The 21,546-nt window shown below is 33.0% G+C and carries 16 protein-coding genes and 1 pseudogene; 2 read left to right on the top strand and 15 right to left on the bottom strand.

Annotated features, from left to right (window positions below; genetic code table 11):
* Window positions 1-191: 191 nt before the first annotated feature.
* The 9 genes and pseudogenes from ACQKNR_RS12315 to fabZ all read right to left on the bottom strand — a co-directional run bounded on the left by ACQKNR_RS12315 (window position 192) and on the right by fabZ (window position 8,762).
* Window positions 192-1,526 (bottom strand): MFS transporter, encoded by a 1,335-nt coding sequence (locus ACQKNR_RS12315; protein ID WP_427318145.1) that lies wholly within the window; start codon window positions 1,524-1,526, stop codon window positions 192-194.
* Window positions 1,527-1,545: 19 nt separating this feature from the next.
* Entirely contained in the window at window positions 1,546-2,580 is a 1,035-nt protein-coding gene (locus ACQKNR_RS12310) for an ABC transporter substrate-binding protein (protein ID WP_427318143.1), read from the bottom strand.
* Complete coding sequence (locus ACQKNR_RS12305; RefSeq protein WP_427318141.1) at window positions 2,577-3,359, bottom strand: DUF3919 family protein; 783 nt, start codon at window positions 3,357-3,359, stop codon at window positions 2,577-2,579. The genes ACQKNR_RS12310 and ACQKNR_RS12305 overlap by 4 nt, the downstream gene beginning before the upstream one ends.
* 66 nt (window positions 3,360-3,425) lie before the next feature.
* Window positions 3,426-4,856: a HAMP domain-containing sensor histidine kinase gene (locus ACQKNR_RS12300; RefSeq protein WP_427318139.1), complete on the bottom strand. Its 1,431-nt coding sequence runs from the start codon at window positions 4,854-4,856 to the stop codon at window positions 3,426-3,428.
* Window positions 4,857-4,867: 11 nt separating this feature from the next.
* On the bottom strand, window positions 4,868-5,539 hold the full coding sequence (locus ACQKNR_RS12295; RefSeq protein WP_427318137.1) for a response regulator transcription factor: 672 nt from the start codon (window positions 5,537-5,539) through the stop codon (window positions 4,868-4,870).
* Between the two features lie 120 nt (window positions 5,540-5,659).
* Complete coding sequence (gene galE / locus ACQKNR_RS12290) at window positions 5,660-6,652, bottom strand: UDP-glucose 4-epimerase GalE (RefSeq protein ID WP_427318135.1); 993 nt, start codon at window positions 6,650-6,652, stop codon at window positions 5,660-5,662.
* Between the two features lie 129 nt (window positions 6,653-6,781).
* Window positions 6,782-6,916 (bottom strand): annotated as a pseudogene (locus ACQKNR_RS12285) (CTP--phosphocholine cytidylyltransferase); the annotation flags it as partial.
* Between the two features lie 331 nt (window positions 6,917-7,247).
* On the bottom strand, window positions 7,248-8,159 hold the full coding sequence (locus tag ACQKNR_RS12280; protein WP_427318133.1) for a LytR family transcriptional regulator: 912 nt from the start codon (window positions 8,157-8,159) through the stop codon (window positions 7,248-7,250).
* Window positions 8,160-8,327: 168 nt separating this feature from the next.
* Window positions 8,328-8,762 (bottom strand): 3-hydroxyacyl-ACP dehydratase FabZ, encoded by a 435-nt coding sequence (fabZ, locus tag ACQKNR_RS12275; RefSeq protein ID WP_000884318.1) that lies wholly within the window; start codon window positions 8,760-8,762, stop codon window positions 8,328-8,330.
* A 507-nt stretch (window positions 8,763-9,269) separates the two neighbouring features.
* Here fabZ and ACQKNR_RS12270 point away from each other — a divergent pair.
* On the top strand, window positions 9,270-9,713 hold the full coding sequence (locus tag ACQKNR_RS12270; RefSeq protein WP_427318131.1) for a CoxG family protein: 444 nt from the start codon (window positions 9,270-9,272) through the stop codon (window positions 9,711-9,713).
* A 57-nt stretch (window positions 9,714-9,770) separates the two neighbouring features.
* Here the strand turns inward: ACQKNR_RS12270 and galU are convergent, their stop codons facing one another.
* Window positions 9,771-10,652, bottom strand: coding sequence for a UTP--glucose-1-phosphate uridylyltransferase GalU (gene galU / locus ACQKNR_RS12265; protein WP_427318129.1), 882 nt, complete (start codon window positions 10,650-10,652; stop codon window positions 9,771-9,773).
* A gap of 853 nt (window positions 10,653-11,505) precedes the next feature.
* Here galU and ACQKNR_RS12260 point away from each other — a divergent pair.
* The gene (locus ACQKNR_RS12260) at window positions 11,506-12,303 is read left to right on the top strand and encodes a hypothetical protein (protein WP_427318127.1); all 798 of its coding nucleotides are present in this window, start codon (window positions 11,506-11,508) and stop codon (window positions 12,301-12,303) included.
* On the opposite strand, the gene ACQKNR_RS12255 is transcribed toward ACQKNR_RS12260, so the two are convergent.
* The 5 genes from ACQKNR_RS12255 to tagH all read right to left on the bottom strand — a co-directional run bounded on the left by ACQKNR_RS12255 (window position 12,247) and on the right by tagH (window position 21,534).
* Window positions 12,247-12,417 (bottom strand): IS3 family transposase, encoded by a 171-nt coding sequence (locus tag ACQKNR_RS12255; protein WP_427318125.1) that lies wholly within the window; start codon window positions 12,415-12,417, stop codon window positions 12,247-12,249. The two genes, ACQKNR_RS12260 and ACQKNR_RS12255, sit on opposite strands and share 57 nt — an antisense overlap.
* 1,021 nt (window positions 12,418-13,438) lie before the next feature.
* The gene (locus ACQKNR_RS12250; RefSeq protein WP_427318123.1) at window positions 13,439-14,650 is read right to left on the bottom strand and encodes a glycosyltransferase family 4 protein; all 1,212 of its coding nucleotides are present in this window, start codon (window positions 14,648-14,650) and stop codon (window positions 13,439-13,441) included.
* A gap of 13 nt (window positions 14,651-14,663) precedes the next feature.
* Window positions 14,664-17,912 carry a CDP-glycerol glycerophosphotransferase family protein gene (locus tag ACQKNR_RS12245; protein WP_427318121.1) on the bottom strand — a complete coding sequence of 1,083 codons (3,249 nt, stop codon included), beginning with the start codon at window positions 17,910-17,912 and terminating at the stop codon, window positions 14,664-14,666.
* Window positions 17,913-18,144: 232 nt separating this feature from the next.
* Window positions 18,145-19,467 (bottom strand): CDP-glycerol glycerophosphotransferase family protein, encoded by a 1,323-nt coding sequence (locus ACQKNR_RS12240; RefSeq protein ID WP_427318120.1) that lies wholly within the window; start codon window positions 19,465-19,467, stop codon window positions 18,145-18,147.
* Between the two features lie 420 nt (window positions 19,468-19,887).
* Window positions 19,888-21,534 (bottom strand): teichoic acids export ABC transporter ATP-binding subunit TagH, encoded by a 1,647-nt coding sequence (gene tagH, locus ACQKNR_RS12235; protein WP_427318118.1) that lies wholly within the window; start codon window positions 21,532-21,534, stop codon window positions 19,888-19,890.
* Between the last annotated feature and the right edge of the window lie 12 nt (window positions 21,535-21,546).

Below are 21,546 nucleotides of genomic sequence, written 5' to 3'. Positions count from 1 at the left end.
AACTTTCTGAAAATAAACTGCATATTATTACATTCTTTTTACAAAGTTTTACACATTCAATTATATTGTAACAAAAATTCCAATGATTAGAAATATGACATCCTATCTTTTAAGATAGTTTTAAGGAAAGATTATATTATATAGAAAAAGCCATCCAAAACAATAATTGGATAGCTTTTTCAAATAAAATATTACGCCACTTTAGGAGCTTTTCTCTCATGTCCACGTTGAACGATGAACAAGAAGATTGTTGATAAAATTGCACCTGCTAATAGTAGGATGAAGCAGCCGTCCCAGCCAGAACGATCAACAATAACACCAATCGCCGCATTCGCTACAAGACTTCCTCCTACATAACCGAACAGACCACACATACCAACTGTTGTACCTACTGCAAACTTCGGTACTAATTCCATTGCACTTAAACCAATTAAAAATTGTGGTACATAAATTAAACAACCGATAATAGAAACTGCAATACTTACAACAAGTATGCTAGTCGCTTGCCAATATACAAACGTACCAATAACAACTCCAACCATACTAATAATACATAATGGCATACGTTTTCCTTTAAATAATTTATCACTTAAAAGACCAACGATTAATGAACTTGGAATTGCCATCCCTTCAAAAATAGCATATGCCGCATGCGCTTCTGCTTTTGAAAAACCTTTAACTGTCGTTAAATAAAGTGGAACCCAGTTAATAACACCGAAACGAATTAAATAAACAAATGCATTTGCAATACATAAGAACCATACAAATTTATTTTTCACTACATATTTCATTAAAATTTCTTTTGGCGACATCTTGTTAGCATTATCTGCTTTTTCAAGATTTTCATAGTCATTACGATACTCATCAATTGGAGGAAGGCCTTCAGACTCAGGTGTATCCTTTGCATTAATCCAAACAAGAACTGAAATTACCATTGCGATAATCGCAGGGAAAATAAACACGCCACCTTGCCAATGACTTTCACCGAAAATACCTACACCAATTCCAACAAGTGGTGGCACAAGCATTCCGCCAACGTTATGTGAAATATTCCAAATACCTGTTTTCGTACCACGTTCTTTCTTCGAAAACCATTTCGTCATAACGATACTACAAGGTGGTGCTCCCATACCTTGCACAATACCATTAACAACAAGTAATGTAACAATCATCCCAAATGATGATGCAAAGCCGAAGCAAATATTTACAAGCCCTGATAAGAATAAACCGACTGCGATAAAGCGCTGGGCGAAAGCTTTATCTGATAAATTCCCCATAAAGAACTTACTAAATCCATAAACAATTGCCATTACTGAACCTAGTAGACCAATTTGAGCTGTACTAAAACCATATTCTTGTACTAAATACGTACTTGATAACGTAAAGTTACTACGAACTAAATAATAAGCAGCATACCCAACTGAAATCCCGATTAGCACACGAATACGTAGTAATCGATATACACGGTCGATCATATCCGCTGGCAATCTCTCAATTGCAGGTGCTGGCTTAAGCCATTTAAACATATATTTTCGTCTCCTTTTCTCACTTATGAGAGAGACGTTGTCTATTCCATATCTCGATTATTCCACTATTTGATATATTTTTGTTTGCCCTTCTAACTGGCTGTCCTTCTATTTCTTTCTCATTCTTCGCAAACATCGTTGGTACACCAAACGAAACTTTTTCTAAAATGTGACCCGCTTCTTCTGATAAACAATAATCAATAAATAAATCCGCAATAATACCACTCGGTGCACGTTTTAGTTTCGAAATCGCATTAACAGATAATCCAGTTTGCTCAGGTTCGTGGCTTAAAATAGGAAAGCCTTGTTTTTGAAGCATTCTCTGATCTCCCATAAAATTGATGCCTATCATATATTCACCACTCGCAACAAGTTCTGCTGGTATATAACCATTCACTGTTACTTCCCCCACTTGTCCTGCAAGATGCTTCACATACGCCTTTGCTTCCTCTTCACCTAAAGTATCAATAAGTGATTGAAAAAACGTATATGCTGTACCTGAAACATTTGGATCAGGCATAACAATCTTTCCCTTGTATACTGGATCTAATAAATCTTGCCACCTCGATGGATATGGAAGACCGAGCGGAGCTATTTCTTCATTCCACCGCTCTTTATTAATCGCAATTGCCAGTTTCTCCACTTCATAACCGTACCAATAACCATCTTTATCTTTAACAGTTTTTGAAATACGATTTGCATGCTGACTCGTCACAGGAATAGAAAGATTCTTTTGCTTCATCATTTGATGCGCATCTACTGTACCGCCAATGATAATATCTGCCTTCGGGTTACCAGCTTCTTCTTCCACTCTCCGAAGAAGTTCTTCTGTCGAAAGACGAATAAATTCATACGTACATCCGCGTGGTTTACAAAATGACGAAAGCAAAGCTTCACCAACTTCCTCGCGTGCCGCTACATACGCAACAATATGGCGATCATCTAAAATAGGGAGACCATTTTTACTATATTTAATAGAGGTTGTATCTCGAGAGCAACTAGACATCGCTCCTCCAATTACTAGCAAAAAGAAGAAAAAGGCTATCTTTCTCATGACACATTCTCCTTTACAAAGAAATCTGCTAGAGATCCTTTCATATACATGACATTCCCGTTATTATCACCGAGGTATTGCACAACAAAATACGATGGATACACAGAAATCGTAAGAATATCTTCGCGCTCATTCTTTACACGCTTACCTGTTTTATAAGCGGTAATATAAGCAATCGGTTCATTCTGTGATTGTAATAACTTCTGGATTTCTCCATAATCTGTAATTTGCTTTGCGTACCGAATAGAATCAAGTATGGGCGTAAGATTGATAGTACGTACCACATTACCTTGGCGTACTACAACATCCTTTGCTGAAGCAAAGAAATCACTAATACGCTCTGGCGTGTAATACAGGCTTAACAAATACGTTTGAAGTGCTGAGATCATCGGATCCGTGCCATTCTTTCCGTATACGTTTGCCTCATACTGGAACAAGTCACCTACTGCAAAAGTACGCTTATGTCCATTCAAGTACGTTACTTCTCCAGTAAATACTTGTTCTTGGCTCTTAACATCTCTCGGCTCTATTCGAATTCGGTCAAAGAATGAAACAATCGTATGTAAACGAACTTCATCCGTTACAACAATTTCTCCCCACTTTTCATGCCTTACTTTCACTTCAGTTGGAAGAGATTCGTTCACTCTTTGTAAAACGGCTTGTTTGTCATTCACAATTGTGATTCGATTATATATTTGCTTCTCCATAACATAAAACAAAGTAAGAGAAACGATCATACAAAGGACAAACATAAGAATTTGAAATGATAGCCTTTTCATTTCTGCCTACCTCCAAGATAAAAAAACGTTGTTTCGAAAATACCGCATAATTGTTTCATAAATGTATCATTTAACCGCTTTCAAGTTTTTTATGTCTTCCATCCGTCTCGGAAGTAAAAATGTAATAAATATCGTAGTCCCAATCTCTTCACTACTCGCAATTCGCATACTTCCGCCTTGCTTATTCATAATCTCCTGACAAATATACAAACCATAGCCGTTCCCGTAACTAGAAGGAAGTATTTTACCTTCTGGAGACTCATTCCACTCCGCAAGCACGCCCTCATCTATACCGATACCATCGTCATGAACAAAGACCTTCGCCTCATGCTCATTTACAATTACATTCATTCGAATTTGCGTAGCATCACTATATTTAATCGCATTATCAAGTACATTTAAAAAGATTTGCTTCGTCTTATCAAAATCCGCAACGACATGTACATCCGTTAATTCATTTATAACTTCAATTTCAAACTGCTGCAGGCGGGGTTTCACAATTGAAACTGCTTCTTCTGCCAATTCCTTTATATTTACAACTGTAGGTGACACTTCAAACGTACTCGTTCCATATTTCGAAGACTTAAGTAGCTCCTCTACAAGTGATAATAAACGCTCGCTTTCTACAGTTACATAACGAAGACTCTCCTGTACATCTTCCTTCGATTGTAACTTTGGAATTAGATCAACATAACCGATAATCGCTGTTAGCGGTGTTTTCAGTTCATGCGTAATACGATCTAAGAAATCTTTCTGTTTCTCTTTTTCTTCCTTTAACTGCTTAATATGCAGTTCAATTCCATCAGCCATCACATTAAAGGATGCTGAAAGCTGCGCAATTTCCACGTACTCATTTAGCTCAATCTTACTTTCGTAATCTCCATTCGCAAGCCGCTGCGCCATTTGTCTTAACTGATCAATTGGTTTATGAAGAGACTTCGCCAAACGAATTGCAAAGAAAATACCAGCAGCTACTAGACAAAGAGATGTCATTAAGAACGTCCAGCTCACATTTGTTAAAACTTCTTTCTCACCCGTTAACTCATTTATAAAACGAATACTTCCAATGACATCGTTTCCATAATAAACTGGGCTTGAAAATAAAAGAATTGGAGCTGGGTCCCCCTCCTCAAAAACATAAGATTTTTTCCCCTTCAAGGAACTCTCAATATCGATATTCCGATGAAGCAGTGCTCCTTTTTGTGTATCTGCAACAACATCTCCATTCTTCCCAATCATCTGCACACGGACATCCATCCGCTTCGCTAAGTACGAAGCAATTAAAAGCGAATTCGGACCTAGCGTCTCCACTTCTGCTTCCTTCTCTAAATAATTCATCGTATAAATTTGCGCTTCTACACTTAACTTTTCTAAAGAATCCGCTGCGTTGTGATACATATTCTTTTCTAACGTAATATAAACAACCGCGTATAAAAGAACAAGAATCGGGATTAACAGTCCAACTATTCCAAATACCATATTTCGTTTTAACGACATACCATCACCACTTAACAATCCAGCTTATAGCCAACGCCATAAATTGTCTTAATATATTCTCCGCTCGTACCAAGCTTCTTTCGCAGCCTTTGCACCATAATATCAACCGCTCTCGTATTTCCGATATACTCAAATCCCCATACTTTCTCAAGCAACTCATCCCTCATAAATACTCGCTGTGGATTTGAAACGAACAACTGACATAAATTAAACTCTCGGTACGTTAACTGAATTTCTTGTCCACTAACATGTACCTTTCTTTCTTTAGGACAAATCATTAAGTCACCTGCGCAAATTACTTGATGACTTACAGTTACTTCCTCCTTCTTCACACGCCTACTCATGTTCTTCACACGAAGAATGAGCTCCGCATAATTGAAAGGCTTTGTCACATAATCATCCGCTCCAAGCTGCAAACCAAGCAATTTATCATTCATCTGACTCTTTGCAGTTAACATAAGCACTGGAATATCCCTATCCTTCTCACGGAACAAGCGAAGTAATTCATACCCATCTGTATCCGGAAGCATCACATCTAAAATCAACACATGAGGCCCTTCATTCCACTTCTCTAAAGCTTCTCTCCCATCAGCCGCTACTAATACTTCATATCCTTCCATCTCTAACTGCATCCGAATCAAATTACGAATACTTGATTCATCATCAACTACAAGTATTTTCATCCTTATCCTCCTTCCATCCTGTATTATAGTACAGTTTAGTATAGCAAAAATCATACAAAAAAAGAGAGAGTATTGTCGAACATATTTTGTCGACGATACCCTCTCTTTCACCTATTATATTTATTTAGCATATCCATTCGGTTGTTTTTGATGCCAATTCCAAGCATGCTCAATGATTGTCTTCACATTTACATACTTAGGATCCCATCCTAACTTCTCTTTCGCCTTCTGAGAAGAAGCAACTAAACGTGCTGGATCTCCCGCACGGCGCGGTGCTACCTCAGCAGGAATTTCATGATTTGTAACTTCACGAACTGCATCAACGATCTCTTTTACACTGAAACCATTACCATTTCCTAAGTTATAGAAATCACTTTCTCCGCCGTTTTGTAGGTCCTTAAGACCTAAGAAATGAGCCGCTACTAAATCTTCAACATGAATATAATCACGGATACAAGTACCATCTGGTGTATTATAATCGTCACCAAACATCATAATCTTCTCACGTTGACCTAACGCCACTTGTAAAACAAGAGGAATTAAATGCGTCTCTGGACGATGATCTTCCCCAATAATACCATTTGGAGTTGCACCAGCCACGTTAAAGTATCTGAAAATCTTATATTTTAAGTTAGACGCTTGGCTATACCAATGAAGCATTTTTTCAATTGCTAGTTTTGTCTCGCCATACGTATTCGTTGGATTTGTTACAGTCTCCTCAGTAATAAGATCCACATCTACTTCGCCGTAAGTTGCCGCAGTAGAAGAGAAAATGAACTTATCCACTTTAAACTCGTCCATTACTTCTAATAAGCAAAGTGCGCCGTACACATTGTTGTTATAATATTGAAGAGGTTTCTCCATACTAACACCAACTAAAGAATCAGCCGCAAAATGCATAACCGCGTCAATATTTTCTTGTGTAAAGACGTCTCTTAAAAAACCTTTATCACGAAGGTCTCCTTTATAAAACTTTGCGCCTTCTGTAATCGCATCTTCATGACCTGTTTGTAAATTATCAACCACTACTACAGATAAACCTTCATCTACTAATTTTTTCACAGCGTGAGAACCGATATAACCAGCTCCGCCGCAAACCAAGATTGAACTCATGTTATTCCTCCTACTTCAATAACTATACTCAATACAACAAATATATAGTTTCTCTCTTACATTTTATGCTTATCTATATTTTACCATAAACACTCATTTTAAATAATATAATGTGAACCGTAACGACAACTAACTTCTTAAAGTTGCAAGCTTCTCTTCAACCTTCTCTAAATCTTCGACAGAATCTATTTCAAAACTATCGTTGCTATCAATTTCATATAGGTGAACATTCAGATGACCAATATTATCTTTCACAATAATATCTACTTAAAATACTATAACGGAATAAAATCACTCACATATCTCTCGTTATTTTCTCCGTTTCTTACACCATCATACTATTTGGCACCAAGTTTTTCAAAGGGAAAGTCAGGCTTTTGAAGTGCTGGTGTTATATACATGAAAAAGAAACTACTTATGCTATAATACATAACCATTAGGATTTGATAGTAACACTTCCCGCAGACTAAGATTAACTACTTTCTTATAGTAAAAGATAAAAGGTGTACGATTTCTCGTACACCTTTTATCTTTTACTTATTACTATACCACAAAATAATAGTAACTCTCCCTATACAGTCAGGGTTATTAACGATTACTTATTTAATTCAAGATGCGCTTTTAATTTATTCGTTAAATCTTGTTTTGCTGCATCTGGAACATAGTAGTACCAAATACCATCTGCCGCTTTATGACCGTCGCCTGAGATTTGGATATCCTCACTATTTTTCAAGCAATCTTTATAGTTCTTTTGCATATCAAACATTTGATCTTGCGTTAAGTTTGTTTTTACATTCTTTTGAATTGCTGTCAACACATCTCCATAGCTTGCTAAAGAAGAGAAGCTAGCTCCTTTCTTAATAACACCCTGCATGACTTGACGCTGACGCATCTGACGACCAAAATCACCACGTGGATCTTGCTTACGCATACGTGTATATGCTAAAGCTTCATCACCATTTAGATGGATATTCCCCTTCGCAAAATGATGCCCATCTTGCGTAAATTCTAAATCATTATTTACATCTACTCCACTAACCGCATCAACAATATCTTTGAAACCTTCCATATTCACTTCAATATAGTAGTTAATTGGAACATTCAAGAACTTCTCCACTGTTGCTACAGACATATCAACCCCGCCAAATGCATAAGCATGGTTGATTTTATCGCTCTTTCCTTTACCTACGATCTCTGTATAAGTATCACGAGGAATACTTACTGTTTTCATAGAATTATTTTTAGGATTTAATGTAATTACCATTAAAGAATCTGAACGCCCTTTATCCTCACCACGTTCATCTGCTCCTAATAATAAAATTGAAACTGGTTCACCATTACTAACTTTTTCTCCAACTTTATTGTTGTTTTCATCACGCTTTAAAGGTTTATGAACTTCCTCTAATGTCTTAGATACAGAAGAATATACATTATAAGCATAAACTCCTCCACCTATAATTAGTACCCCAATAATACCGAGTACCCAAAATAAAATTTTCTTTTTCATCATGCAAACCTTCCTTCTTAAACCTATCGTCGACCTAACCTACAATACATATAAATCCTATTATACATAACACAAAACAATTTAATAAAACTAAATTATATCCATCCACAAAAAATAGACAAATAACAATTATCTATCGTTATTTGCCTACTATATATCCTAATATATTTATTCTTTCTTGTCACCAAGTGCAAACGTAATTTCCGTCTCACAAGCAATTTCACCATCTACAGTTGCAATTGCTTTTCCTTTGCCAATTGCTCCACGTACACGCGTCATTTCAACTTCTAAACGAAGCTGATCACCTGGACGGACTTGTCGTTTAAAACGACAATTATCAATGCCGGCAAAGAATGCTAAACGACCACGATTCTCCTCTTTCTTCAGCATAGCAACAGCTCCAACTTGTGCTAAAGCTTCTACAATTAAAACACCCGGCATTACAGGATAGTCTGGAAAATGCCCATTAAAAAACTCTTCATTAGCTGTAACATTCTTTATTCCAATAGCACGCTTTCCTTCTTCTACTTCTAACACTTTATCCACAAGTAAAAATGGATAGCGGTGAGGAATTATTTCTTTAATTTGTTGAATATCTAGCATACACTTCTCTCCTTACAAAAGATTGGTCATACCACCAGAAGTTATACTATCATTATCCCATTTTAACTCTTCTTTGTCATTATAAAAATGATTTCAAAATTCCTCTTCCAAATAAAAAAAATGTATACACTCTTTCCAATATGTATTATAACTGACACGGAGGTTGAAAAGAGTGTATACCCAAATTAGGGAAAGGCAAATTATATCAAATATGATTTGCCTTTAATGTCGTATTCAAGATTTATTATATATGACAAAAATGAGAAATTAAAACCTAATTTTCGACCTTTTTCGCATTAATTCCCTAATTTTACTTATGATTTCTCTATTTTCCTTACATTTTCTTAAATGTTATATTTAGAAATATGAATCTTAATAAAAAATAAAAAAATAAAAATGAAAACATCTTATAACATAAATATTGGATATTATGATAAAATGAATATAAAAATTCCGACCTAACTCTTCAACTTCAAATATATTGGCTTTTTAGAAAGGAGCGAACAAATGGCAAAAGGTGTACATACTATAGAATTAACGGCCTCCCCAGATCAAATTTGGAGCTTTATTAGTAATATAAATAATTGGGCTCCACTAGTTACAGGCTATGTGAAACATAAGATTATTGATGATAAACATTCAACTTGGCGTTTGCACGGTGATTTGGGATTTATTAAACGCGACGTTAGTCTAAATGTTGAAATTATTGAATGGAACATGCCAGATAAAATTAGCTTTACGATGACTTCTCCAACCAAGAAATTAATTGGCAGCGGCTTTTTCCATGCCGAATCAACCTCTTCCTCTACTACAAAAGTAACAAGTCAGTTAGAAATAAAAACAACTGGTACAGGGGCCTTCATTTTTAATGGAGCAATAAAGCCATTTGTTCCCAAAATGACAAAGCAGCTTTCTAAAAAAGTCGCAGATAAATTAATGAAACAATTATAAAAAAACCATCCAGGAAATTGCTTTAACAATACATTTCCTGGATGGTTTTTGTGAAAGTTAATTCGTAACCATTTCTGTTTTTAATAGTTTCTCCATATAACCTAATAGCTCATTCTTTAACTCATCGTGCTGTAATGCCATTTCAATTGTTGTCTGAATGAATCCAAGCTTCTCTCCAACGTCATATCGCTTTCCTTCAAAGTCATAAGCGAACACTCTTTGAATCTCATTTAAACGCTGTATAGCATCCGTCAACTGAATCTCGCCACCAGCTCCTGTTTGTTGGTCTTCTAAGAACATGAAGATTTCAGGTGATAGTACATATCGTCCCATAATCGCTAAGTTGGATGGTGCTGTTCCTTGAGCTGGCTTTTCCACAAACTTACTTACTTGATAACTACGACCCTTTTGTACCAGTGGATCAATAATACCATAGCGATGTGTTTCCGTTTCTGGAACGGTTTGAACACCAATTACCGATGATTGTGTTTCCTCATATTGATCCATTAATTGACGTAAACATGGCGTTTCAGCTTGTACAATGTCATCACCAAGTAAGACAGCGAATGGCTCATTACCAATAAACTTACGAGCACACCATACAGCATGACCTAAGCCTTTCGGCTCTTTTTGACGAATATAGTGAATATTAATTTTAGAAGACTCTTGCACCTTCTTAAGGATTTCATGCTTACCCTTTTCTAGTAAGTTCTGTTCCAACTCAAAAGAATGATCAAAGTGATCTTCGATAGCACGCTTTCCTTTTCCAGTTACAATAATAATATCCTCAATTCCAGATTCAATCGCTTCTTCTACAATATATTGAATTGTTGGTTTATCAACAATCGGTAACATTTCCTTTGGCATTGCTTTAGTTGCTGGTAAAAATCTTGTTCCTAGTCCAGCTGCTGGGATAATGGCTTTTTTTACTGTTTTCAACGATAATCATCCTAACTCATAAGATTTTCTTCTAATTACACAACACATAACATATTTTCCTTTTTAACAAAATAAGAAACATTTTTGGTTATTTTTCACAAACAACTATGACCTCTATATTTTATAAACAATGAGAAGGATAAAATAAATTGTGCTACTCTCATTCTAAAATCAATGTTCCTCAAATTATATCACTTCTTTTTATCACCAAAATCAGATATAATTTCAATTTCTCATGCCACCGTTTACACTTCAATTTTCCTTTTCGAGTTGGTTAGATTAATATGCAAGTCGCATTTCACATTCTCGACAAAGCTAAATATCATAACAAATTTGATATTTAAATAACGAGTATCAATACTGATAACGAATAGCCAACAGCAATGCCCTACAATTAAAATACATAGTATTAATAAATAATCAGTAGACTTCCCGTTAAAATACTCCTCATTTTAATTTCAATTATACACTCTTTTTCTAGTTCTAGAATTTTATTAACATATAAAATTCAGTAGCAACGAGGAATAATTTCTGTAATTTATTGAATATCTAGCATAGTATTTTCTTCCTATATCAAATTAATCATACTACCTAACAGTGTAAATATCACCATTTTTTTCCATAAACCTATAAAAACCTCTTATATAATGTTTATAAAATGCTTCTTTTTATCCATCCCCAATATTACTCTTCGTTGTATATATAGTTTGAACACTGTATACTTAATATAGTTTTTATATATCTTCATTACTAAATTTATATCTTTCTTATCAATTATTTGTCTTTATACATTTATATTTTCAGCAAATATATTTAATAAAATCAATAAAAAATCCGATGCAAGGAGCATATTATGAGTGGCAAAATCGAAGTACATTATAAGGCAAAAAACGGTATTGAACTAACCTATATGGAAGATCCTTATCCAGTGCAAAACTTTAAAGGAGAGCGAAAATTATTAGTTATTTTCCAATCATTAGGGAATGAAAATTCAGATGATGCTAGGCATCGCTATCCTTATACTTTAATTGATGGTTTAAAATTTTATAACTGTAGAAAAATTTATATAAAAGATGATATAGGGCATGTAGGTAGTTATTATTTAGGTTTAAATGGAAAGCTTGATGTTCGTGATGCAGTGCTCGAGTTTTTAAAACTAAAAATCAATGAATATAAAATTCTAAAAGAAGACATTATTTTCTTTGGCCCTTCTAAAGGTGGCTATGCTGCACTAAATTTCGGATATGAATTAGGTATCAAAAATATACTAACTGCAGTTCCACAATATCATCTTTATAATTTTATTGAGCAATACAAAAGCTTTCTCACATATATTCTACCTGAAACTATTACAGAGGAAACAAAAGCATTTTATAATAATTATCTCGGTAATGTAATCAAGAATAGTCGATATAAACCAAATGTTTATTTAGTTACATCACAACATGACAATTTATATGATGATCATATTGTTCCGTTAATAAACGCAATAAATGAAAATGGATCCAATCTATTCGTTTATGAAAATAATGAAACATATGTTACTAGACATAATAATGTTGTTGTAAATACAATGAATGAAATACTTGCTATTTTAAGTATGCTTTTGTGTGATGATAAAATAAAAATGTTCTTCAATACGCGGAAATAAAAAACTAACACTTAAAAGATGAATCCGGTATACAACCGGATTCATCTTTTTTAATATACACTTATAACGAGTATAATGATATTCTTCCATATAGTTTTTTATTGTCAGCCCCATGCATTCCAAGGCTTAATAATCTTTTGATCCAATTCATCTATCATATGACTCAATAGTACGTTGCTTAAGTAATTACATAGATTGTCTAATTCTCATATCTCTTATACATTTCTGAAATTCAGAGTGTGTATAGTGCATTCGTTTATTCAAATGTAGAAACAATCCAAGATGAATCACTTATCCTCATCTCTATTTCAAATTATCTAATGTTTGATAGACGATATCTATTTGTAAGGAGGAAGAGACATAATAGACTCACCCTCTCATGTTGTACTTTCTTTTACACCTGATAAATAAGCTTTCTTCCCTTTTTCATAATCATTTAGCATTCTTTATCGAACTCTTCTTGATCTAAACTAGCTTTTTAAAAAATTCGGAAATATTTTATGTTTTTATGCCTTCATGTGTTTTATAGATTCACTTAAAGAATCTTTGTCACAAGGTTATATTTACGCATAATGCGGTAAATACGCTTGAGATTCATACAACTTCCTATGATCTTTTCCAACACCATTTTAACAAAATGCCCACTATATTTTCCCTTATCGAAAAAAATCTTGGAACCATTCATAATCTTTTTTCTGCCTGTTTATCTGTCTGACGAAGCCACACATACTGTCCAATCCAACTTATCTTGGCTAATGTGAAAAGATAGCGTGCCCTACATGGGAATCGTAACCGACTTATTAGTAGACTCAATCAATATATATCTTTCTCGTGGTGTTAACGCTTCCTCTATAACACCGGCCTTTCAAGTTCGTCTAACTTTTTTGGAAAATACCCATTTGGTTCTAAAACGTAATATACACTTCCATTTTTTGATTTTCATCACAAAATAGGAGCTCTTTTAGGTACCTATGATTCATCAGTACGGTTCAATTATTACTTTAAAAATTATTTATTTTTTCCAAACAACAATAATATATTTTTTAAAAACGATTTGTAATTACAAAAAAGAGCTACCTCTAGCTGATAAGTTTCTATCAACTTTGCGAGTCAGCTCTTTTCATATTAAATTATTTTATACAGATGTCTGCACGAGCATTTCTTTTACGTTCTTTTTTGACTTTTTTTGTACTTGTTCTTCTAATATACGATCCCATTTTCCACCGACAACATTAAATGTATACTTTTCAACATTCTTTCTTGCCATTCGACCATACTCTTTTCGTAATTCTTCAGACTCAATTAACATCATTAATGAATTAGCTAGTTCCTCTACATTTCCTTCTTCAACTAGAATACCATCTTCTTTATGTGCAATGACTTCTCTAGGGCCTGTACAAGCAAAACCTACACAAGGTACCCCAACGGACATTGCTTCAATAATTACCATTCCAAAGGATTCATATCTAGAACTTAAAGCATATATCGAAGAGTTGCGCATTTCACCGATAATATTATTTGTCTTTTGCATAAGGAAAATATTATTATACGCTTTTTCCTCGAAGATTTTTTCGCGAAGTACCTCTTCCTCCGCTCCAGACCCAAAAATTTTCAACTTCCAATCAGGATGTTTTTTTATAACTTTAGAAAAAGCTGGAATCAAGAGATCGAATCCCTTTTCAGGGGCATAACGTCCAGCTGCAATGACCACTTTTTTATCCAGCTTTGCTGTTTCTTCTGGAATATCTGTTGCATTTTCTACTTTATATAAATCCACTTTACTTCCCTTTAATAACTGCTCATAGTCTTTAATTTCGGAGTCTGTCAAACATGTTAGAGCATCTAGCTTTTTATAATGTTTTTTTATTTTATTTTGCAATCCTGGTGCATGACCAGCGAAATATAAATGTTCTTGTCCAACTTTTATTACATCTTTCTTTACAAACTTTGTAGCTAGAATATTAAAAGAAGGTATTGTCGTAATTAAAATTCCTTTGTTTATCTTTTTAAGCGCTGCAATGATTTTAAAATCTACAAATAAATTAAACATCTGATACAAATCTTCACTTTTATCTATGAAGACACTAGGAAATTTCATTAGTATTCTTTTAATAATTTTTTGATATAACGGTGTGTTTTTACCAAATAATTTCCCCTTTCTTGCATCAAAGATTGGGGTAATCTTTACTTTTTTATCAATATTAAACATCGGAGTAGCACTTGTTCTTCTCACACTAATAATTTCTACTTCATGGTTTTTAGCAGCGAAGTAATTCGCTGTATTTACAACAGTTCTTACCGTTCCGCCCATTCCATAAATATTATATACAAGAAATGTAACTTTCATTTTTTTCACCTCACTATTTAGTCGTTACTTTAGTAGATAATTTCCCAATTTCATTATAAATTCGTTCAAAGTTATGCTTATCATGATAAGCATAATATTTTTTAGAATTTATATTATATTTCAGTTTATACTTAAAGTCATTTTTAGCATAATCGCTCACATATTTAATAACTTCATCTCTTGTCAGTGCAATATCCCCAACTAGATCTTTTCTTAAATCTACATAAGAACCTCTATGTTTCAAATAATCATTTACATCAAAATGATAGAAGACTGTTGGCTTTTTCAAATAGTTAAAATCAAATACAACACTTGAATAATCCGTAATCATTAAAGAACTGTTTTGCATCAATTCTTTTACACTTTCTTCACCCAATTTAACAACTTGTATTCTTTCATTTAAAGATTCAAATTCACCCTTATATTTTTTTTGAATTTCAATGTGAGGGAAGAACTTAAGTACTAAATCATGCTTTTCAAGCAAATCATGCAATTTTTTATCTTGCAATAACCCATGGTAATGTATAAAGAAATCAGAAGCTAAAAACTCTTCTTTTGAGCCAATCACCCATTCTCTCCATGTAGGCATAAGAAGAATTTCTCTCGTTTTCTTATCTTTACTCTTATCTACTAACGAATCAAACCTAGCTAAGCCAGTAACCATGATTTGCTTCTCTTTAAATTTCATTTCATTGATCATGATATTTTTTTCATGTTCGGAAGAAACAACAAACTTTTTAATCATTCCATTATATGAATTTCTATTAAATTGCAATTTTTTCATTGCGATAATACCATGTTGCAAATAGATAACTTTCTTTGTATTACTCGCCATCTTATTATGAACAATACTTGGAATAACATCCCTAATTCCATGACTTACAATTGTATATTCACTTAAGTAGTATAAAACAAGATGTTTAAAGCTATCGTATCGCACAACTTTATCTTTATATGGCAAGAGATTGTCGATATTTTTATTATTTTTCTTACTCACATAATACGTCTCTTCTTGGACATTCTTCTTAATACAAGATTCAAAAAAGGCAAATCCGTTATCTTGTGCAACTTCTCCTAAATTTTCACCAATAAGCCATACCTTTTTTCTTCTAAACTTACTCCATATTTTAGCAATTCCTCTTGCAGCCAAAAATCTTATCTTTTCACTCGGTTTCTCATGAGCTCTTATATTTCGCGTTTCAAGTGACATTATTCTATTTTTTTTATCAAAGAAAATTGACATGTATAGTTCATCTGCTATTTTTATCGCATTTGATTTGAACGTGGAACTCTTATTAATAACCTCTAGATCCCTACCAAATAATCTTGCTTGAACGATATTATTATTTACACGTGTAGAAAAATAAACTTCCCATCTGCCCTGTTCATGTAATTTAATAGATTCAATAAACGCTTGATTCATATTACATATATATTCATTTTCACTATTCGACTGCAACTGTTGTTTTATGATTTCTTTTGTTTGACTATGCTTCAAGACTAATTCTGCACCTTGCAATACAAAATCACCGTGTATTTTGGACTGAATTGTAAATTTCACATGTGTTTTCTTTGCATCAACCACAGTACAATATGCTTGAAGAGAGTTGCATATGGAAATAGACAGTTCATTTTTATTTGTATAGTAAGGTCGAATTTGTATTGGATATCCATTAGCATCTTTGTTTAATGGTGGATAAATCATTATCTTTGATTTATTTTTAATGTCATCTAAATTAGAGGCTAATTTAAATTCAATGTTATTTCCATTACTCTCAACATGAACCATAAATTTAAAATTCACTTCACCAATTTTAGCAATATCAAATGAATCCCAGTCATATGAGCTACTAAAATAGTAGCCACCATCTCCTTTTGAAAATTCATTTGTACACTTCATTTTCAAATTTAAAGATTCTTCATAAAGATAAACATCTTTTAAAACATAATTGATATCCAGGATTCTGACAAAACCTTTTACAATTAACTTACTCGCTTCATAGTCAACTCTAATAACATCACAGTATACTCCTTCATTTCTAATTAATACTGCTAAATTATTATCTAGGGTTACGTATGGACGAATCCTCTTTATAGCACCTGATTTGTTATAAAATGTCTTAGGTATAATTACAAAATCTGCTTTTGAATCCGGATTAGAACCTAGATTTAATGGGACTTTATTTCTGATTCCTTGCACTTTAAAGCTTACGAATACATCCCAAATTCCTTTTTCTTCAAAGAAGTCGCCTTCTTCAAAAACAATAGTCTTTTTAAAGAAATCATTCGTTATACTGATAGGGTGAGATTGTTCCCTTTTCGTATCTCTTTGAATAAATAGTAGCTCTACCATTTGGTTTTTCATGTCTACCATACGATTGAATTGAACTGAGCCTTCGATAGTAAGCTTATTCTGATCTAAACTTACATTTTCAACTTTAGTAGAGGCCATTCGCTCTGTATTCCTTTTAATATTTAGAACGAGCTCATGTTCAGCATTACGAGAAAACATATGGTAATGTAATTGATCATTATAACTAAAATAACTTCCAACTACTTTTCTTTCTTGTTTATTTTTAACTTTTACTAATGCAGGTTTCCCATTAAGCACTCCTGCACAAAATAGTTCCCAATTCCCTTCATATAAAGGGTTTCCCTTTAATTTCAGTATTACTTGATATTCATTTATGCTCTCATTCACTTTTAAATCTGTTAATTTTCTAACTTCTTTTGTAAGGTTATTTTTCAAGAAAAACTCTTTTAAACGCACTTCCTTCCGCTTAAACTCTGGAGAGAATCTTCCTTGTATAATAAAATCCTTCTCTTTATTTTCAAAAATTTTATTTGCGGATACAGCAATACTTACAGAATCTTTCCTACTAAATTCAGCAAGTTTTTCAACTGAATTACTCGCATTCACTTGAAAGCTTGTATTGTCAGGACATATAAAGAAACTCTTTTTCAAATTGTTATATACATGAAGCAGAATAATATCTTTATCTAGCTGTAAGGAAACCTTTAATTTTCCGTAATTCATTATTTTAGAAAGCTCCGAAATTGGAAGAACAAATATAACTCTATCATTACAGATTCTTATACTGGATAGTGATAACTGGTTTTTAGACTCTCCTTTATGAATATATAATCCCTTTACTCGCTCATAAACAACTTTAGTATTTCCATCTGTTTGTATAGAGATTTCTAATTCAATATTTTTATTTTGAGTAACCTTCATTTCTTCCAGTAATACCTTTACTTTCAATTCGACCTCACCTTTCCTCTGTTAACAATTAGCTTCACTACCCCTACTGCTATATCCATTCTTTTATTTACAAATGATGTTATGTTTCTTATATAAAAAACTATTATTCCTGCCGTAATTAAGAAACAAGACCCTGATTACATTTAAACGCGACAAACACAGTATACCTATTTACTTAATTGACAATATAATAAAATATCCTCAAGTAATTAAAAAAGAAGTGTTAGTTTTTTTATTGTTTTTCCTTTGAAAAAATGCCTTCAACAATTCTCTTCGCATTATTTTGATCAATATATGAAAATAAACGATTTCTAAGCAATCCGTATTTTTCCTTTTCCTTAAAACCATTATTTATATACAAGGTTAATAATTGGACTAGTTCCTCTACATGTATACATGTATCTCCAAATAATTCATGCTCTACATCCAAATAACCATCCATTGTGTCATCAAATCGGAAAAAAATAATTGGTTTTTTTAAATAATACATATCCCAAGAAACACTAGAATAATCTGTTATAAGCAATGAAGATTCCATTATCAACTCATTAATTTTTGTATCTCCGTATTTAACAAACTTTATATTCGGAGTATGGCGCTGGAAATAATGAATAGAATTACAAATTCTTGGATGCATAAAAAACTTTAATATAACGTTATGTTTCTTTAATTGTTCAATAAGATTTGTATCGTTTAATAACCTTTCATATTGCCTATAAAATTGACTATTTAAAAACTCTTCCTCTGATATCTCATCTAGCCATTCTCGCCATGTTGGTAGTAATAGGATTTGTTTTTTTCTCCCGCTCTTATTTTGTAAATAATCCCAACGTGCCAATCCACTTACAATTATTTCATCTTCCCTATAATTAAAAAATTGTTTTACAATTTCTTTTTCGTATTCTGAAGATACACAAAATAGATTCGTTCCATTCGGACTACCTTTTTTAAAAATTGAATCTACCTTTTTTAAACCTAGTACACCGTGTTGTAAAAAAACGTGCTTTTTAGCATGTATAACTTTCTTGAACGTCCCTCTGTTTTCTTTCCATATATAACAGTGTGCTTTTGACTCAGAAGATATCATAAATGTACTAGCAAGGAGATAGATCATATGCTTAACGCTCATAAAATCGATAACTTTATCCTCATATTGACCAAGCATCTTATAGTCGTTAGACTTTTTGTTAATTACATAATATAGGTTAGGAATTTTCTTATGATCATAGCAATACTTAAAGAAATAATAAGAATTATCTTGTGCTGTTTGGCTAAATTTCTCATATACTAATACAGCACCTTTTCGATCCCAATACCATTTAAATGTATAGTATATAATTAATGCTAGCTTTTCTTTCAAGGCATATTTTAACTGGTCATAGGTTCCCTTTTTTCGATAATGTAAACTGAGTCCACCTTTAACGGTCACATATGGATATACTACATACTCACCTTCAGTATGGTCATGCTGTAAACGATTGTTTATTTTTCTATTAACCATATAACTCGGATGCTTAATTCGATAGCTTTTAAATTCATCGGATTTCAGATGCACATAGAAATCCCAAAAAAACGGACCCAACTCAATTTGACTCAGTTCTACTTCAAAGACAACCTTTTTTTCAACTTCATTTACGTTACTTTCCCGATATGGGATTTGATAAACTTTATCTCCGTTCCTTTTTTTTAAAGTTATACCTTGGATCGTACATTTGTCTTTACATTTTACCCTTATAGCAAACTGCCACTTTCCTTTTCTTTTCTTAAACGATGTTATTCGTATTTTAGTAATTAATTTTCCGGGGGATTCTACCATTCGTTTCACACTCTCTTCAGCATTTCAATGAATTAAATTCATATAGTTAAATACACGCCACGCACCTTAGATTTCTAAGCAAATTGTATGTTGTAACTCAACTATGAGCGATATACGAAGGTTTTAGCTCCACCGTAATCATGCAAACACTTCATCAATTTAATTAATATGTAAAAATATAGATATCTGATCAACAGTTATACCATCTACAGATGAAAATTTAAAATCATATTTATCTGATCGGTATATAAATGATGTTCCGTCTTCACTTATTAATTGTGCTTGACCTAATTTCTCTAACATCGTCTCTTTAGAAATAGACATATTTTGTATTGTAACCTGTTTTACAGTGAAATGATGGTTGTATAAGACATTGATATTCTTATAACTATTTACTGTACCTTCTAATAGGTTTTCTATGTTTTTAGGCTTCCCCATTATACCTTGTACATCCTGTTGATTTTTTCCTAATAGGGATATACCACTCTTAAAATCTTGATTTGAGCCTGATAGCTCCCCTAACTTGTTAGAGATTGCCTCATACTGTAAAGCTGAGTTAAAAGGGATCATACTAGACACACTCTCACTGATCCAGCCTTCTGTTCCATCTTCATATACAAGCTTTAACCAATTTATATCATCCTTTTCATCTTTTTGCTGTGCCCTTACAATAAATGGCGTACCAAACTCCATCAAATTTATTTGTTTTCCATTTAAATTTGGCATATCTCTAATACGCGCTTTTGCTGATTTCACATATCTCACATCTAAGTCCGCCAATGGATTCTTTTTCTTTTCACTAGATGCTATTGTCTTTTTTTTATTTGCTACTTCTACTTGCGACGAATTCAATATTAAGTCTTTTTTCAAGTAAACTGCACTTCCTAATCCGATACATAAAGCTAATCCAGCCGCAGCAATTATCACTTTTTTCTTTTTATTATTCTTTTTTCGCCTTAGTAAGGTATATCCATATGTAGGTGGATTAATACTTATATTGTCTTCTTTGCGAACTTCTTCGCCGGCTTGTTTTCGTTGTGCCTCTTCTTTAAACTTTTTTTGTTCCTCTTTGCTCATAGCACGGTATTGTTTTAGAAACTGCTCATATTTAGGCATTACATCTTGCATAAGCCCATAATCCTTTATTTCACCGTACTCTATCCATAATGCTTTTGTACAAAACTGCTTAACTTGCCCTAATGAATGACTTACAAAGAAGATCGTTTTTCCATGCTCTTTAAACTCATTCATACGCTTTAAACATTTATCTGTAAAAGTTTGATCACCTACAGATAATGCTTCATCAATGACTAAAACATCTGGATTAATATTTACCGAAATTGCAAAACCAAGACGAGATTTCATACCACTAGAATATTTTTTTACGGGCATGTCAATAAATTTACCAATATCCGCAAATTCAATAATTTCTGGTGTTAAACTTTGAATCTTTTCTTTGCTCAATCCCATCATCAAGCACTTCAATTCAATATTTTCACGACCTGTTAATTGATTATTAAGTCCAGCAGATATAGCGATAAGCGCTATATTACCCTTAATATCGATAGTTCCTGCTGTAGGTGGTGTAATACCAGCAATTAAATTGGACATTGTTGATTTACCTGATCCATTTACACCAATAATCCCTATTACATCACCCTTTTGTGCTTCAAAGCTTAAATTTCTTAACGCGTAAAAATCTTCACCAAATCCGCTAGGATATATTATATCTTTTAACTTATCAGAACTTTTACTATGCATTTTATATTTTTTTGTTACATTATGAAACTTCACTGAATAATTCATTTTTTACAATCC

Origin of the sequence: Bacillus sp. NPDC094077 (assembly GCF_050279465.1) — a bacterium.
GTDB lineage: Bacteria > Bacillota > Bacilli > Bacillales > Bacillaceae_G > Bacillus_A.
Note: the sequence above shows the minus strand (reverse complement) of the source record. Positions and strands in the feature narration are given on the sequence as shown.